This is a genomic window from Segatella copri DSM 18205 (genome assembly GCF_025151535.1).
In the GTDB taxonomy this organism is placed as follows: Bacteria; Bacteroidota; Bacteroidia; order Bacteroidales; family Bacteroidaceae; genus Prevotella; species Prevotella copri.
Map to the genome: position 1 here is coordinate 410,086 of NZ_CP102288.1, position 15,080 is coordinate 425,165.

At 43.7% G+C, this 15,080-nt stretch carries 11 protein-coding genes and 3 pseudogenes; 9 read left to right on the forward strand and 5 right to left on the reverse strand.

Annotation, left to right across the window (positions count from 1 at the left end; all coding sequences use genetic code 11):
- Positions 1–51 precede the first annotated feature (51 nt).
- Positions 52–1,836 carry a signal peptide peptidase SppA gene (gene sppA / locus NQ544_RS01665; protein WP_006846280.1) on the reverse strand — a complete coding sequence of 595 codons (1,785 nt, stop codon included), beginning with the start codon at positions 1,834–1,836 and terminating at the stop codon, positions 52–54.
- Between the two features lie 251 nt (positions 1,837–2,087).
- Between sppA and NQ544_RS01670 the strand changes: the two genes are divergently transcribed.
- Complete coding sequence (locus NQ544_RS01670; RefSeq protein ID WP_006846282.1) at positions 2,088–2,927, forward strand: alpha/beta hydrolase; 840 nt, start codon at positions 2,088–2,090, stop codon at positions 2,925–2,927.
- A 305-nt stretch (positions 2,928–3,232) separates the two neighbouring features.
- On the opposite strand, the pseudogene NQ544_RS01675 reads toward NQ544_RS01670, so the two are convergent.
- From NQ544_RS01675 to NQ544_RS01685, 3 genes and pseudogenes are all read right to left on the reverse strand, one after another.
- A pseudogene (locus NQ544_RS01675) lies at positions 3,233–3,964 on the reverse strand (exopolysaccharide biosynthesis polyprenyl glycosylphosphotransferase); the annotation flags it as partial.
- 134 nt (positions 3,965–4,098) lie between these two features.
- A complete protein-coding gene (locus NQ544_RS01680) occupies positions 4,099–5,016 on the reverse strand; it encodes an IS982 family transposase (protein WP_006848425.1) in 918 nt (305 codons plus the stop codon).
- Between the two features lie 78 nt (positions 5,017–5,094).
- Positions 5,095–5,796, reverse strand: coding sequence for a Rossmann-fold NAD(P)-binding domain-containing protein (locus NQ544_RS01685; protein WP_260113667.1), 702 nt, complete (start codon positions 5,794–5,796; stop codon positions 5,095–5,097).
- A gap of 486 nt (positions 5,797–6,282) precedes the next feature.
- On the opposite strand from NQ544_RS01685, the gene NQ544_RS01690 reads away from it, so the two are divergent.
- From NQ544_RS01690 to NQ544_RS14050, 8 genes and pseudogenes are all read left to right on the forward strand, one after another.
- Positions 6,283–7,626, forward strand: coding sequence for a sugar phosphate nucleotidyltransferase (locus NQ544_RS01690; protein ID WP_153134065.1), 1,344 nt, complete (start codon positions 6,283–6,285; stop codon positions 7,624–7,626).
- 150 nt (positions 7,627–7,776) lie between these two features.
- A complete protein-coding gene (locus NQ544_RS01695; protein WP_006846288.1) occupies positions 7,777–8,049 on the forward strand; it encodes a co-chaperone GroES in 273 nt (90 codons plus the stop codon).
- 100 nt (positions 8,050–8,149) lie between these two features.
- On the forward strand, positions 8,150–9,778 hold the full coding sequence (groL, locus tag NQ544_RS01700; RefSeq protein ID WP_006846289.1) for a chaperonin GroEL: 1,629 nt from the start codon (positions 8,150–8,152) through the stop codon (positions 9,776–9,778).
- Between the two features lie 365 nt (positions 9,779–10,143).
- On the forward strand, positions 10,144–10,359 hold the full coding sequence (locus NQ544_RS01705; RefSeq protein WP_006846290.1) for a hypothetical protein: 216 nt from the start codon (positions 10,144–10,146) through the stop codon (positions 10,357–10,359).
- A complete protein-coding gene (locus NQ544_RS01710; RefSeq protein WP_040552670.1) occupies positions 10,343–11,884 on the forward strand; it encodes a RapZ C-terminal domain-containing protein in 1,542 nt (513 codons plus the stop codon). Before NQ544_RS01705 ends, NQ544_RS01710 begins: the two co-directional genes overlap by 17 nt.
- Positions 11,885–11,963: 79 nt before the next feature.
- Entirely contained in the window at positions 11,964–12,713 is a 750-nt protein-coding gene (locus tag NQ544_RS01715) for a nucleotidyltransferase family protein (protein ID WP_006846292.1), read from the forward strand.
- 74 nt (positions 12,714–12,787) lie between these two features.
- Positions 12,788–14,033: pseudogene (gene guaA, locus NQ544_RS01720) on the forward strand (glutamine-hydrolyzing GMP synthase); the annotation flags it as partial.
- Positions 14,034–14,131: 98 nt separating this feature from the next.
- Positions 14,132–14,398, forward strand: a pseudogene (locus tag NQ544_RS14050) (GMP synthase (glutamine-hydrolyzing)); the annotation flags it as partial.
- 45 nt (positions 14,399–14,443) lie between these two features.
- Here NQ544_RS14050 and mscL read toward each other — a convergent pair.
- Positions 14,444–14,872 (reverse strand): large-conductance mechanosensitive channel protein MscL, encoded by a 429-nt coding sequence (mscL, locus tag NQ544_RS01725; RefSeq protein WP_006846294.1) that lies wholly within the window; start codon positions 14,870–14,872, stop codon positions 14,444–14,446.
- Positions 14,873–15,080 lie beyond the last annotated feature (208 nt).

Genomic DNA, 15,080 nt, shown 5'->3' on the forward strand with positions numbered 1-15,080 from the left:
TCTTAATTCGGTATGTCTATATATTAATGTACGCATACCTTATTATAAATGTTATTGTATGTTCAGTACGTAAGGAAGTGCAGCCTGAATAGGCTCTTTCTCCTTCATATTGCGTATCATGATGAATGGCTGGTAGAGATCACCCAATGCCAGACGCAACTGTTCATCGAGATATGTTCCCTTGTTTCCGCCCGCCATATCCAGCAACTGTTCCATCCATCCAGCCAATGCCGGATATTCTACCGCCTGATAACTGCTGAGATGAGCCAATTCTGCAGCCTTGTCGATGGCGTCGCTCAAGCCGCCGAATCCATCAATTAACTTGATCTTCTTGGCGTCTGTACCCAGCCATACTCTTCCTTGAGCAATCTTCTCAACCTGTTCGGTACTCATTTTTCTGCCCTCAGCCACACGATTGCGGAAGAGGCTATATCCACGGTTCACATAGTTTTGCATGGTGGCAATCTCTTCTGCACTCCATGGGCGTGACATGCCTGCAGAGGCATAGGTACTGTTGCGGTTGGTCTTCACTTCATCATACTTGAAGCCTAACTTCTTTGTCATCAGGTCACTGAAATCTGGCAGGGCTCCAAAGATACCGATGCTGCCGGTCAATGTTGTAGGTTGTGCCATGATATATTGAGCACCCATACTCATATAATAAGCACCCGATGCTGCCATACCACCCATCGAAACCACTACCGGCTTCTTTTTATTTAATTCTTTAACTGCTCTCCAGATCTGTTCCGAAGCATAGGCATCGCCACCGCCCGAATTGATACGCAGAACTACGGCCTTTACCTGACTGTTATCTGCAAGTTCCTGAAGGTCCTTGATGACCTTTGTACTTACTATCTGTTGCTCAGAATCATAGATGCTAGGAGTCTCCATCCTGACAATGGACCCCTGACAGTAGTATACGGCAATCTCTTCGCCCATCAGATTCGAGTCGTCTATAGTCATATCTACATCGTTATAGTCAACCTGATTGATGGTATCGTCTGCCTTCAGTCCTAACTGTTTCTTTACCACGTCTCTGATTTCATCATAATAGCAGAATCCATCTACCATCTTTCGAGATTTCAGTAGTTTGGTATCATCAAACACCATCAGCCCGTCAGCATAGCGGTTCAGTGAATCCTTGCTGATGTTTCTGCTTTTGCTCACATCTCCCAACATCTGTAGCCAGAGTCCACTAATATAGCGTGAAACCTGCTCTCTGTTGGCATCCGACATTTTGTCTTCGGTGTATGTTTCAGTATAGCTTTTGTATTTGCCTACCTTCACTACCGTAAAGTGAACGCCAAACTTGGCTGCTACATCTTTGATATATTGTGGCTGCGATGCAATACCATGCCAGTCCACATTGCCTTCTGGGTTTACATATACCTTGTTGGCAACCGAAGCCAGATAATATCCACCCTGTGAGAGAGCATCACCATATGCGATAATCCATTTGCCGCTCTTCTTGAAATCGGCAAGTGCATTTCTGATTTCCTGCAAAGTGGCATAATCTGTCTCCAAGATACCTGTTTCCAGATAGATGCCCTTCACTTTATCCTCATTCTTTGCCTTGCGGATAGAAGAGAGAATCCTGTTCATGCCTATGTTGTTAAACTGCTCGCCTGTCAGTTCGCCGAGCCAGTTGTCTTCAGTACGGTCTTCAATCTGTCCTTGTAGTTTCATCACCATCACCGAATTGTCTTTCAGTGCCGGTTTACTGTTGCTCGATGCCACCATTCCGATGATACAGATGAATCCCAGGATGGTCATGATCAGCCCGAAGGCAAACAGTCCTACGATAGTGGCTGCCACGTTCTTGAAAAAATCCTTCATTATTCTATGTCAATATTTTATAAGTGAGACTCCTAAATAAATGCCAGCGGCAGAAGAGAGATGTTTTCTCCGATTGCCGTTTACAGCAATTTTTCTGCAAATATAGCAAAAAAGAACCAATAATCAAAGCGATTGGAACAAAAACACCAAAAAAAGAAGAAAAAATAACATAGGGTTAACGAAAAATGCCTATCTTTGCATTATCTTAGCAAAACAGAATAAAGATATAAACAACATAATAAAAAAGAAAAATGAAAAAGACAATGATTTCTTTTCTTCTGATGCTGACAGCAATTACAGCATCAGCTCAATCTACCGCTCGTAAGTTCGTATTGAAGAACAGTAGCGACGGACAGAGTGAACTCACCTGTTATCTTCCTAAGAATCCTTCAGGAAGAGCTGTAGTAGATTGTCCTGGAGGTGGGTATTCTCATCTTGCAATGGACCATGAGGGACATCAGTGGGCAGAATATTTCAACAAACAGGGTATCGCTTTCTTCGTCTTGAAATACCGTATGCCTAACGGAAACCGCAATATTCCGTTGAGTGATGCCTATCAGGCGATGCGTACCGTTCGTGACAGTTCTGCAGTATGGAGAATAAATAAGGAAGATGTTGGTATTATGGGCTTTTCTGCCGGTGGACATTTAGCTTCTTCCGTAAGTACTCATGCTGAGGCGGCTGTGCGACCTGATTTCTCGATTCTTTTCTATCCGGTGATTTCAATGGATGAGCGTATCTCTCATAAGGGATCATGTGTGAATTTCTTGGGTGAAGAGCGTAATACCAATAAGAAACTGGTAGAAGAGTGGTCTAACGACAAGGCTGTTCGTCCTAATCTTACCCCTCGTGCCATCATACTGATGTCTTTTGATGATAAGGTTGTTCCTCCTGTAACCAATGGCGTAGCCTATTATTCTGCCATGAGCAAGGCGGGCAACGAGTGTACCATGCACATCTATCCGACTGCCGGACATGGATGGGGATTCCGTGATGCTGCCCATGGTTTCCCATATCACGACCAAATGTTGAATGACCTTACCTGTTGGCTCAACAGGCTTCCGTCTAAAAGTTATCTAAGTAATAAGTAAAGAGAATACCTAAAAAGAGGATGTATCATAAGTTGATGATACATCCTCTTCTTTTTGTTGAAAGAGCTAGGATATGTTGTTGGAAGAGCTAGGTTATGTTGCTGGAAGAGCTAGGATATGTTGTTGGAAGAGCTAGTATATGTTGTTGAGACAGTTAGTATCTCCGGTCGCACAACAGCTGTTGTGCGCTTGCATAACAGCTGATATGCGCATGCACAACAGCTGATGTGCATGTGGTGACCAACTGTTGTGCGCCAACTATTTTCCAAACTTATGGCACATCCTCTTTTTCTTTTTATAGACTCCTAATAAGCATTCTTGTCAGGGCAGATAATGCTCTTGGCAGTCATGAAGATAATCTTGATATCAAGCCAGAACGACCAGTTCTCTATATACCAGATATCACGGCGGATACGTTCCTCCATCTGCCAGAGCTCCTTAGTCTCACCACGGAACCCGGTAACCTGAGCCCAACCTGTGATACCCGGCTTGGAGAAGTGGCGAACCATATACTTATCTATCAGGCTTCCATACACCTCTGTATGATGCAGCATGTGAGGGCGCGGACCCACAATACTCATGTCTCCCTTAAGAACATTGAAGAATTGAGGAAACTCATCTATGTTCGTCTTTCTCATAAAGTTGCCGAAAGCAAATTTACGTGGGTCGTTCTTTGTTGCCTGTGCCTTGTCTGCATCCTTGTTCACATGCATGGAACGGAATTTAAGACAGTAGAAGGTATCACCATTCAGACCCGTTCTTGCCTGTTTGAAGAAAATTGGACCAGGACTCTGAATCTTGATGATGAGAGCTATGAATGGAATGAATGGTAGAACGCACAAACATGCAAGCCCGCTCACCACGATGTCGAAGCTACGCTTGATAATGCGGTTTGACGTGCTTGTCAGTGGTTCTATGCGGTTTGAATATACCGTCCTTCCCATGAAATTCTGGGCATCAAGATGCAATTTGTACTCACCAAACACACGTGGCAGGTAGTAGAAGTGTATCACATTCTTATCACAGAAGTGTATGATATACCTCAGTTCGGGATAACGAGCTCTATCTAAAGGCTTTATAATGTTTTTATATAAGGGACACAGAGGCTTGGCAACCATCTATATATCTTGGATGGTTGCTGAGACAAAATCCTCCTGTAAAATATGCAATGTTAGAAAAGACTCAGCTGTTTCGTATCTTCGATAACGTATCCAGTAAGTGCCTTGGGCTTGTTGTCAAAGAAACAGTATGCCCCTAATGCAGAAATAATATTTATGATGAAATTCGCAACAGACCTGTGACGTGAATGTACTATCTGAGCCGTATTTTTCAACAGGTCATTAATCGTTTCAATGATGTATCTTTTGCGTAGCATCATCTTGTCATAGAACGGCATTAGTTTGTTCTTCATGTTCACTCTCAGTCCTGTAACCAACTGGATTCCTTCCTCAAAAAGCGAATCGAAGAGTTTTTGCGAGATATAGCCTTTATCTGCAAACAGCTTGCCATACAGACGTTTAGCCAATACATCGAATACCGCTGGATCTTTGTCGCTAACGTTTGCACCAGTGAGAACAAAAGCAATTATCTCACCTCTATCATTACAAGCCAGATGTAGCTTGAACCCATGACACCATCCCATTGTTCCCTTTCCGTCTGTGGCAATGCCTTTGAACACTTTGTTGGCATAACGCCTGAGATTGTGGCATATTGGTATCATGGTTGAATCAACAAAGGTTATACCTGTACATCTGCCAAAAGCACGGAGATTCAGGAAGAACATGAGAGGGAAGAATACGCGACTTTCAAGTTCTACAAAACGGTTATAAGACACCGCATTTGGAAAATATGACTTCAAAGTTCCTCTAATAAAGAATAGGTAATAATGCTTGAAGTTTCGGAACGAGCCGAAATGGAAATACAGCAAAATCGTCATGATTTCACTATCAGATAAAGAGGCTTTACGTCGTCTGCGCTTTACTCCATCTTCACTCAAAAGCAATTTTCCTGCATTTTCAGCATCAAAAACTTTGTAAAATTCATCAATAATACAAAATAATTCTGTAACTTTGTCCTTGGTAATCTCCATAATGATATCTTTTTATGTTTGTAACTAATTGGATTTCAACTACAAAGATACAAAAAATATCGGAGATTACCAACTTTTTTAGGCACTATTTCTTATCCCGAACTGAGGTATGATATTGATGATCTCAGGATCTTTATGCGACAGGCAGCAGAAAACCTCGTCAATATTGGAAGGTTCACCATTGATGGTATCATTCATGGTAGAAGAGATAATCTCTTTGAGCTGTTTCATGTTTCCTATTCTTTTCAACCCTTCCGGATTATCAGTGATGTCTTCATCTGCATAATATCCTTTTACGATATAACCTGCCGAGGGATCTTCTGTCATCGTCTTGTACATCTCGCTCACGGCAGGATCGTTACCTACAAAGACGACGGTGCGTGAGTTGCGGCCCTTAGAGCGGAAATACTTTAGTAATTTGAGCTCGCAGAGTCGGCTTATGATGAGAGACAGATAGAATGTTATGCCGAAGATAATGCTAAAGGAGAACATCTTTCCCCCGTGACCGAGTAGTCTTGAGAAGGTAAAGAAACAGAATGTTGTTGCTGCAGCCAGATATAAAGTACGCCTTGTAACCTGCGGGAACCCGATCTTTCTGACATGAATGATGGTGGAATAGAAGTATTCGCCTAGGAACAAGGCAGCATTGGCAACAAAAAAGGTAATCTTTGTTGCTTTGTCGAAATACGCAGGTATGAGTTCTTGACCATATTGGGTATAGAACAACAGTACGATGTTGAGAATAACGAAATCGGCACCGGTCACCAGTCTCCTTATCATTTCATTTCCTTTATAATGCTTGTTCGTCATTTGCTTATGTTTTTTATACTCCTAGTTGTTTATATATCTTTTTAAGTTATTTGAGGTATGCTTAAACTGATATTTGGTCGCAAAGGTAATAATAATAGTTGAAAATCGGAAATAAATCAGCAAAAAAATATTGAAATAGACCAACTTGAACCAACTTGAACCAGCTTTTCTTGTTTTTAATCTGTTTAAATGATGTTTTTTCTTCCTTTTTACTTTCTTGCGCATATCTAGGTATTTTTATATGAATATCTAGGTATTTTTATATGAATAGGTAGTTTTTTTAGAAATTGCTTGGTGGTCTCAAAAGAAAAACGTACTTTTGCAGCCGGATTATCACGGATGATTCTTCTTTGAGACCTGTTGGTACTGGGAGTAAACTCCTGATGTGATGCAGTCTCTCACTGTTCATTTGTGAAATCTTAAGTATGAACAATAAACGATTTAGATAGTAATAATATGCAATTAATTTTATTATCGGGTGGCTCGGGTAAAAGGCTCTGGCCACTTAGCAATAATGCTAGAAGCAAACAGTTCTTGCCATTGCTCGAAAAGGAGAATGGGGAGATGGAAAGTATGGTTCAGCGCGTGGTACGTCAGGCTCAGGAAGCAAATCTGACTAACGATATTACGCTTGCTACAAACGCCAGCCAGCTGGATATCATCCAGAACCAGCTGGGAGAGCGGGTTTCTGTGGTTACCGAACCGGAGAGGCGTGATACTTTCCCTGCTATCGCTTTAGCTGCAAGTTACCTGAAACTGAAGAAAAAATGTGAGGATGATGAGGTTGTGGTTATTATGCCTTGTGATCCTTATACCGAGTTGGAATATTTCCATACCATAGCCCGTATGGTGGAATGTGTGGAGAAAAACGTCGCCGACCTCGTGCTGATGGGTATCAAACCTACTTATCCAAGTGCAAAATATGGTTATGTGGTTCCTTTTGCTGAAGGAGAGAAGTATCAGATGGTGAAGAGATTTACCGAGAAACCGGATGTGCCTACAGCAGAGAAACTCCTGGAGGAGGGTGCTTACTGGAATGGTGGTGTCTTCGCTTTCCGTTTGGGCTATATGATGCAGATTGTACGTAAGTATATGCAGAGTGGGAACTTTGAAGATACTCGTGCAAGATATAGCGAATTTCCAAAAATCTCTTTCGACTACGAGGTGGCGGAGAAGGCTGAATCGGTAGCTGTAGTACCGTTTAATGGTGAATGGAAGGACCTGGGTACCTGGAACACACTCACTGATGAGCTGCATCATGCCAGCATCGGTAATGCGGTGATGGGAAGTCATTGCGAGAATACGCATGTCATCAACGAGCTCCAGTTGCCTCTGTATGTGGATGGCTTGAAGGATGCTGTTGTTGCAGCGAGTCCTGATGGCATCTTCGTCTGTGCAAAGAAATATTCCGAGGACATCAAGAAGGCGGTAGAACATCTTACTCCGCGTCCGATGTATGAGGAAAGAAGGTGGGGTACTTATCGGGTGATTGACGATTCTGAGTATGCTGACGGCAATCATTCGCTCACCAAGAGTATTACCTTGAAGCCAGGTAAGAATATCAGTTATCAGCTTCATCACCATCGTTCAGAGGTGTGGACATTCGTAGAAGGTGATGGCATCTTTGTACTTGATGGTGAGGAGAAACATGTGAAGGCTGGTGATACCGTGGTGATTCCTCTGGAGCATTATCATGCCATCAAGGCGATTACACAGCTGACTTTCATCGAAGTACAGAATGGTAATCCGCTGGTTGAGGAGGATATTGAAAGATTCGATTATCAATGGAAAATGAAATAAAACACAAGTTTTTGTGATATATTGTCAGTATTTAAACGTGTCAAAGTGTCAGTATGGATGCTTTGGCACGTTTTTCGTATACTGGCGGAGTGACGGGTAGCAATACCTGTTGGCAAAATAAATGTATAACAATTAAAATATTATAGAATCATGAACATTAAACCATTAGCAGACAGAGTGCTGGTACTTCCTGCACCAGCTGAAGAAAAAGTAGGTGGAATTATTATCCCTGATACAGCAAAAGAGAAACCACAGCGTGGTAAGGTCGTTGCTACAGGTAAGGGTACGAAAGACGAAGAGATGATTCTCAAAGAAGGTGATACCGTACTCTATGGTAAGTACGCTGGCACAGAACTCGAATTCGATGGTACTAAATATATCATGATGCGTCAGAGCGATGTACTCGCTGTAGTAGAAGAGTAAGAATAAGTGAAGAGTGAAGAACGAAGAGTGAAGGATTCAATTGCTTTGTTTTAACTCAATATTCAACATTTAACATTCAACATTAAAAAGATAAAAGAAAATGGCTAAAGATATTAAATATAATATGGATGCCCGCGACCTCTTGAAGAAGGGTGTTGATCAGTTGGCAAATGCAGTAAAGGTAACTCTCGGTCCTAAGGGCCGCAACGTGGTAATCGAAAAGAAGTTTGGTGCTCCTCAGATTACTAAGGATGGTGTTACCGTGGCTAAGGAAGTAGAGTTGGAGAATAAATTCGAAAATACTGGTGCTCAGCTTGTTAAGAGCGTTGCCAGCAAGACTGGTGATGATGCCGGTGACGGTACAACAACTGCTACTATCCTGACTCAGGCTATCGTAACAGAGGGCTTGAAGAACGTTACTGCAGGTGCAAACCCAATGGACTTGAAGCGTGGTATCGACAAGGCTGTTGCTGCTGTTGTTGCCTTCATTAAGGAACATGCTGAGCAGGTAGACGACAACTACGATAAGATTGAGCAGGTGGCTACAGTTTCTGCCAACAACGATGCAGAGATTGGTAAGCTCTTGGCTGACGCTATGCGCAAGGTTTCTAAGGATGGTGTCATCACTATCGAGGAGAGCAAGAGCCGTGATACCAACATCGGTGTTGTTGAGGGTATGCAGTTTGACCGTGGTTATTTGAGCGGTTACTTCATGACTGATGCCGACAAGATGGAGTGTGTAATGGATAACCCATACATCCTTCTTTATGATAAGAAGATTTCTAACTTGAAGGAGTTCTTGCCAATTCTCCAGCCTGCTGCTGAGAGTGGTCGTCCTTTGTTGGTTATCGCTGAGGATGTTGATTCTGAGGCTTTGACTACTTTGGTAGTTAACCGTTTGCGTGGCGGTTTGAAGATTTGCGCTGTGAAGGCTCCAGGCTTCGGTGACCGTCGCAAGGCCATGTTGGAGGATATCGCAGTATTGACAGGCGGTGTTGTTATCTCTGAGGAGAAGGGCTTGAAGTTGGAGCAGGCAACTTTGGATATGCTGGGTTCAGCAGACAAGGTTACCGTCAACAAGGACAATACAACTATCGTTAATGGTCATGGCGAGAAGGCTAATATCCAGGATCGCGTAGCTCAGATCAAGAACGAAATTGAGAATACCAAGTCTTCATATGATAAGGAGAAACTTCAGGAGCGTCTGGCTAAGCTCGCCGGTGGTGTAGCTGTCCTTTATGTAGGTGCCAACTCTGAGGTTGAGATGAAGGAGAAGAAGGATCGTGTTGACGATGCACTCTGCGCTACCCGTGCTGCTATCGAGGAAGGTATCGTTGCTGGTGGTGGAACTACTTATATCCGTGCTCTCGAGGCATTGAAGGATATGAAGGGTGATAACGCTGACGAGACAACAGGTATCCGTATCGTAGAGCGTGCTATTGAGGAGCCTCTCCGTCAGATTGTTGCCAATGCCGGTGGCGAGGGTTCTGTAGTAGTAAATAAGGTACGCGAGGGCGAGGGTGACTTCGGTTACAATGCTCGCAAGGACGTTTACGAAGATATGCGTCAGGCTGGTATCGTAGATCCTGCCAAGGTAGAGCGTGTAGCTTTGGAGAATGCTGCTTCTATTGCAGGCTTGTTCCTGACAACAGAGTGTGTGTTGGTTGACAAACCAGAGCCTGCGCCAGCTGCACCAGCTGCAGCACCTGGTATGGGTGGCATGATGTAATTAGATGAATAATTTGAGCAAACAAAGCACATCGTAAGACTGCGAGTTTGCAAAGCGAAAATATCAAATAGGGGTGATTCTCAGCGAATTATCCCTATTTTTTTGTTTTTTTAGTCATAAAGATGCAAAAAATAGCAAAATTATTTGGTTCGAATAATCTTTTTTTGTAACTTTGCATCGTAAATAAAAGAAAGTATCATCCGAAGGGATGGCAAAGATATTTTTTTGATTTGTTTTAGTAGATTAGTTTTTAAGTAGTTTGTTTTTGGAAATCGGTTGTCGTGAGACATCCGATTTTTTTTTGTTTTTATTTTGTTTTCTCAATTTAATTGTGTAATTTTGCAGCATAATAGAAAATTCATAGCATGAACAATATTGATTGGAAAAAAGCAGTGGTCTTTCTGATTGTTATCGGAGGACTCATTTATATTACAAAGGCAGAGTTGGGAATGACTACTACAAACTCGTTCCTTACTACGCTGGGTATCTTATTGCTTCTCTTTATCGGAGATAACTTCGCACAGAAGATTGATGATGATCGGAAACGACGTAAACTGAATAATGATGGAAAAGCTGATTGATCTATATAAGAAATGGGCGGGTGAAGAACCGGCTGATGTCATAAAATTGGCAGGGCAGGGGAGTAACCGGCAGTATTTCCGTATCATTGGGCATGATGGTGATACGGTAATTGGTGTGATAGGAACCAGTCGTGATGAGGATCATGCCTTTGTATATCTGGCTCAGCATTTCCAGCTCAGACAGTTGCCTGTTCCCCAGATTCTGGCGGTGAGCGATGATGAACTCTGCTATCTTCAGACAGACCTTGGTGGTACTTCGCTTTTCGATGCCATCAAGGGCGGACGAGATGCGGGCGGACGTTACAATCAGAAAGAGAAGGAACTCCTTAAGAAAACCATTTGTGAACTTCCGAATATCCAGATTCGCGGTGCAAGAGGATTGGATTGGCAGAACTGCTATCCGCAGCCAGAATTCGATGTGGACAGTGTACTCTTCGACCTCAACTACTTCAAGTATTGTTTCCTGAAGCCTACCGATTTGGATTTTCACGAACTGAAGCTCGAAGCCAACTTCCGGCTTTTTGCCAAGGATCTGACATCAGAACCGATGGATTGTTTCCTTTATCGCGATTTTCAGGCGCGCAACATCATGCTGGATGATAAGGGAAATCCATACTTTATTGATTTTCAAGGTGGTAGGAAAGGACCGTTCTATTATGATCTCGCCTCATTCCTCTGGCAGGCATCTGCTAAGTATCCGTTCAAACTGCGCAGAGAACTGGTTTGGGAATACTACCAGTCATTGAAGCATTATACCGAGGTACCATCGGTGCGCCATTTTGTAAACCGGTTGAGTCTTTTTGTGCTCTTCCGTACCTTGCAGGTTTTGGGCGCCTACGGATTCCGCGGCTATTTCGAACGCAAGAAGCATTTCATCGACAGTATTCCGCCAGCTATCCAGAATCTGCGAGATCTTCTGAAGATGGGTGACAAGGTGTTCCCTTATCCTTATATGATGGATATGTTGAGAAGACTGACCGAATTGCCACAGTTCAAGGTGATAGAGAGTGTGGCGCTGAGTCGTGCAGACGGCTATAAGACTACCGACAACAATATCTATCGTGCGCATCCGCAGGACGGACCTGCCACCTATTCTAAATATGATGGTAAGGGACCGCTGGTGGTAAGAGTGTATAGTTTTTCTTTCCGTAAGGGCATTCCAGAGGATCCGTCGGGCAATGGTGGAGGTTATGTCTTCGACTGCAGAAGTACCCATAACCCTGGCAGATACGAGCCTTATAAGGAGTTGACGGGTCTGGATGAGCCTGTTATCCGATTCCTGGAGGATGATGGTGAGATATTGAAGTTCCTGGATCATGTCTATGCACTTGCCGACCATCATGTAAACCGCTACATACAGCGTGGTTTCACCTCTCTGATGTTCTGTTTCGGATGTACAGGCGGTCAGCATCGCAGTGTCTATTCTGCGCAGCATCTTGCCGAACATATTCACCGGAAGTTTGGTGTGGAAGTGCAAATCTGTCATCGTGAACAACAGATAGAGGAGGTTTTGCCTGCAAAATAAGAATAAATGGCGTGCAAATTTGGCTATCTCGCAAAAAGTTAGTAAATTTGCACGCACATTAAAATATAGCTATACAGCAATGATGCAAGCAATGATATTCGCAGCAGGTTTGGGCACTCGCCTTAAGCCACTTACCGACCGTATTCCGAAGGCATTGGTAAGTGTCGGTGGAGAACCTTTGCTCAAACGTGTCATCTTTCAGTTGAAGGATGCCGGTTTCACTCGCATTGTAGTGAACGTGCATCATTTCTCCAATCAAATCATCGATTATCTCAGAGAGAATGATAACTTCGGTATGGACATCCGTATCAGTGATGAGAGCGAAAAGCTGCTCGAAACGGGTGGAGGTATCCGGAAGGCATGGCCGCTCTTCAACCAGACAGAGCCTATTCTCATCCACAACGTGGATATTCTGAGTAATGTGGATCTGAAGAAGTTCTACCAGATGGAGAGTCAGGACATGATAGCAGCCCGACTGATGGTGAGCGAACGCAAGACCAAGCGCTATCTTCTCTTCGATGACAGCATGCGATTGGTAGGTTGGACGAATATTGAGACGGGCGAGGTAAAGAGTCCTTATCCAGATCTCAATCCTAAAGATTATAAGATGTATGCTTTCTCGGGCATCCACATGGTAGCCCCATTACTCTTCCCATTGATGGAGGAGGAACCGGACAAGTTCCCAATCATGGATTTCTATCTGAAACATTGCGACAAGGTGCGCATAGAGGGATATGTAAAGAACGACCTCAAGCTGATGGATGTGGGAAAGCAGGAGACGCTGAAAGAGGCGGAAGCATTCCTGAAATCGTTAGTTAATAGTTTATAGTTAATAGCGGCTATGCCGTATAGCAAGATTACTATAAACTATAAATTGTAAACTGTAAATTAAAATTAGATATTATGCAACAGAAGATTATTATTTTGGATTTCGGTTCACAGACCACACAGCTCATCGGCCGTCGTGTCCGTGAACTCGATACCTTCTGCGAGATCATGCCTTACAACAAGTTTCCAAAGGATGACCCATCTGTCATTGGTGTCATCTTGAGCGGTAGCCCTTATTCCGTTCATGATCCGGAAGCTTTCAAGGTAGATCTGAGCCAGTTTATTGGCCGTATTCCTGTACTCGGCATCTGCTACGGTGCTCAGTTCCTCTCTTACGCCCAGGGCGGTAAGGTGGAGGCTGCTGACAGCCGTGAGTATGGTCGTGCCAACTTGGAGCATTTCGATCAGGAGAATCCTTTGTTCAAGGGATTCATCGAGAACTCTCAGGTTTGGATGAGCCATGGTGATACCATCACTGCTATCCCTGATGATTACAAGTGCATCGCTTCTACTGCTAATGTGAAGTATGCTGCTTATGCTTCTACCAAACAGCCTGTATGGGCAGTACAGTTCCACCCAGAGGTGTTCCACTCTTTGCAGGGTACACAGCTCTTGAAGAACTTCGTGGTGGATATCTGCGGAAGTAAGCAGGACTGGAGTGCTGACTCTTTTGTTGAGACAACAGTTGCTGAGTTGAAGGAACAGTTGGGCGACGATAAGGTTATCCTCGGTCTTTCTGGCGGTGTTGACTCCAGTGTGGCTGCCGTTCTCCTGAACAAGGCTATCGGCAAGAACCTTACTTGTATCTTCGTTGACCACGGTATGCTCCGCAAGAACGAGTTCCGTGACGTGATGGAAGACTACAAGTGTTTGGGCTTGAATGTAATCGGCGTGGATGCATCAGAGAAGTTCTTTGCTGACCTGGCTGGTGTTACTGACCCTGAGAAGAAGCGTAAGATTATCGGTCGCGACTTCGTGGAGGTTTTCAATGCTGAGGCTAAAAAGCAGACTGGTGCCAAGTGGTTGGCTCAGGGTACCATCTATCCTGACCGTATCGAGAGCTTGAATATCACCGGTAAGGTGATCAAGAGTCATCACAACGTAGGTGGTCTTCCTAAGGAGATGAACCTTCAGTTGTGTGAGCCTTTGAAGTGGCTGTTCAAGGATGAGGTTCGCCGTGTAGGTCGCTCTATGGGTATGCCAGAGCACCTGATTACTCGTCACCCATTCCCAGGTCCTGGTTTGGCTGTCCGTATCTTGGGCGATATCACTCCTGAGAAGGTACGTATCCTTCAGGATGCTGACGATATCTATATCCGTGGCTTGCGTGAGTATAAGGTGAAGTTGAGTGGTGAGGAAGCTCGTCGCGTCCTGGCTGCCGGTGTTCCTGCTGACATGCAGAATGGCGAGATCGAGGTTTCTCTCTACGATCAGATCTGGCAGGCTGGTACAGTATTGCTTTCTACTGTCCGTTCAGTAGGTGTGATGGGTGATGAGCGTACATACGAGCACCCGGTTGCCTTGCGTGCTGTAACCAGTACTGATGCGATGACTGCTGACTGGGCACATCTTCCTTATGATTTCATGGCTAAGGTAAGTAATGAGATTATTAATAAGGTGAAGGGTGTAAACCGTGTATGTTATGACATCTCTTCAAAACCACCTTCGACAATTGAGTGGGAATAAACAGAATAAAAAAGTCGCCTTCAAAGAGGGCGACTTTTTTTATTCTTATTTCTGGTTCTTCAGGAGATCACGTATTTCCATGAGGAGTTTTTCTTCATTGCTTGGCTCCGGATCCTTAGGAGCTTCTGCCGGTTTTTCCTCTTCCTTCTTCTTGGAAATCTTGTTCACCACCTTGATGAGCATGAAGATACAGAAGGCAACGATGAGGAAGTCGAAACAGGTCTGGAGGAAGTTACCATAGTTGATGGTAGCCGCCTTCAGTTCCTCACCTCCTACATTGACGGTAGGGAGGGTGAATTTGAGGTCGGCGAAATTCACGCCGCCAATCAGCCATCCTATAGGAGGCATGATGACGTCATCAACAACAGAGCTTACGATTTTGCCAAAGGCACCACCGATGATAACACCGACAGCCATGTCGAGCACATTGCCACGCATGGCGAATTCCTTGAATTCATTCAAAAATTTACTCATACTTTTATCTTTTTAATTATAACTATAGTTTGATTGTTTTTCTTTTTCTCTTTTCTTATATATATAATAAGGTATAGAATGCTGAGTTTTTCCTTTGCTTTTTGCAATATGGAGTTGTCAGTATGGCATGTAAAGAGTGAAAATAATGCCAATATTAAAGCTCTACTATTCTTTTTTAACTTATTTAATACTCATTCTGGTTGCAAAG

Coding starts and splice junctions, on each gene's coding strand:
- groL (WP_006846289.1), top strand. CDS start 8,150: ATGGCTAAAGATATTAAATATAATATGGATGCCCGCGACCTCTTGAAG.
- NQ544_RS01670 (WP_006846282.1), top strand. CDS start 2,088: ATGAAAAAGACAATGATTTCTTTTCTTCTGATGCTGACAGCAATTACA.
- NQ544_RS01715 (WP_006846292.1), top strand. CDS start 11,964: ATGATGCAAGCAATGATATTCGCAGCAGGTTTGGGCACTCGCCTTAAG.
- sppA (WP_006846280.1), bottom strand. CDS start 1,836: ATGAAGGATTTTTTCAAGAACGTGGCAGCCACTATCGTAGGACTGTTT.
- mscL (WP_006846294.1), bottom strand. CDS start 14,872: ATGAGTAAATTTTTGAATGAATTCAAGGAATTCGCCATGCGTGGCAAT.
- NQ544_RS01705 (WP_006846290.1), top strand. CDS start 10,144: ATGAACAATATTGATTGGAAAAAAGCAGTGGTCTTTCTGATTGTTATC.
- NQ544_RS01695 (WP_006846288.1), top strand. CDS start 7,777: ATGAACATTAAACCATTAGCAGACAGAGTGCTGGTACTTCCTGCACCA.
- NQ544_RS01685 (WP_260113667.1), bottom strand. CDS start 5,796: ATGATAAGGAGACTGGTGACCGGTGCCGATTTCGTTATTCTCAACATC.
- NQ544_RS01680 (WP_006848425.1), bottom strand. CDS start 5,016: ATGGAGATTACCAAGGACAAAGTTACAGAATTATTTTGTATTATTGAT.
- NQ544_RS01710 (WP_040552670.1), top strand. CDS start 10,343: ATGGAAAAGCTGATTGATCTATATAAGAAATGGGCGGGTGAAGAACCG.
- NQ544_RS01690 (WP_153134065.1), top strand. CDS start 6,283: ATGCAATTAATTTTATTATCGGGTGGCTCGGGTAAAAGGCTCTGGCCA.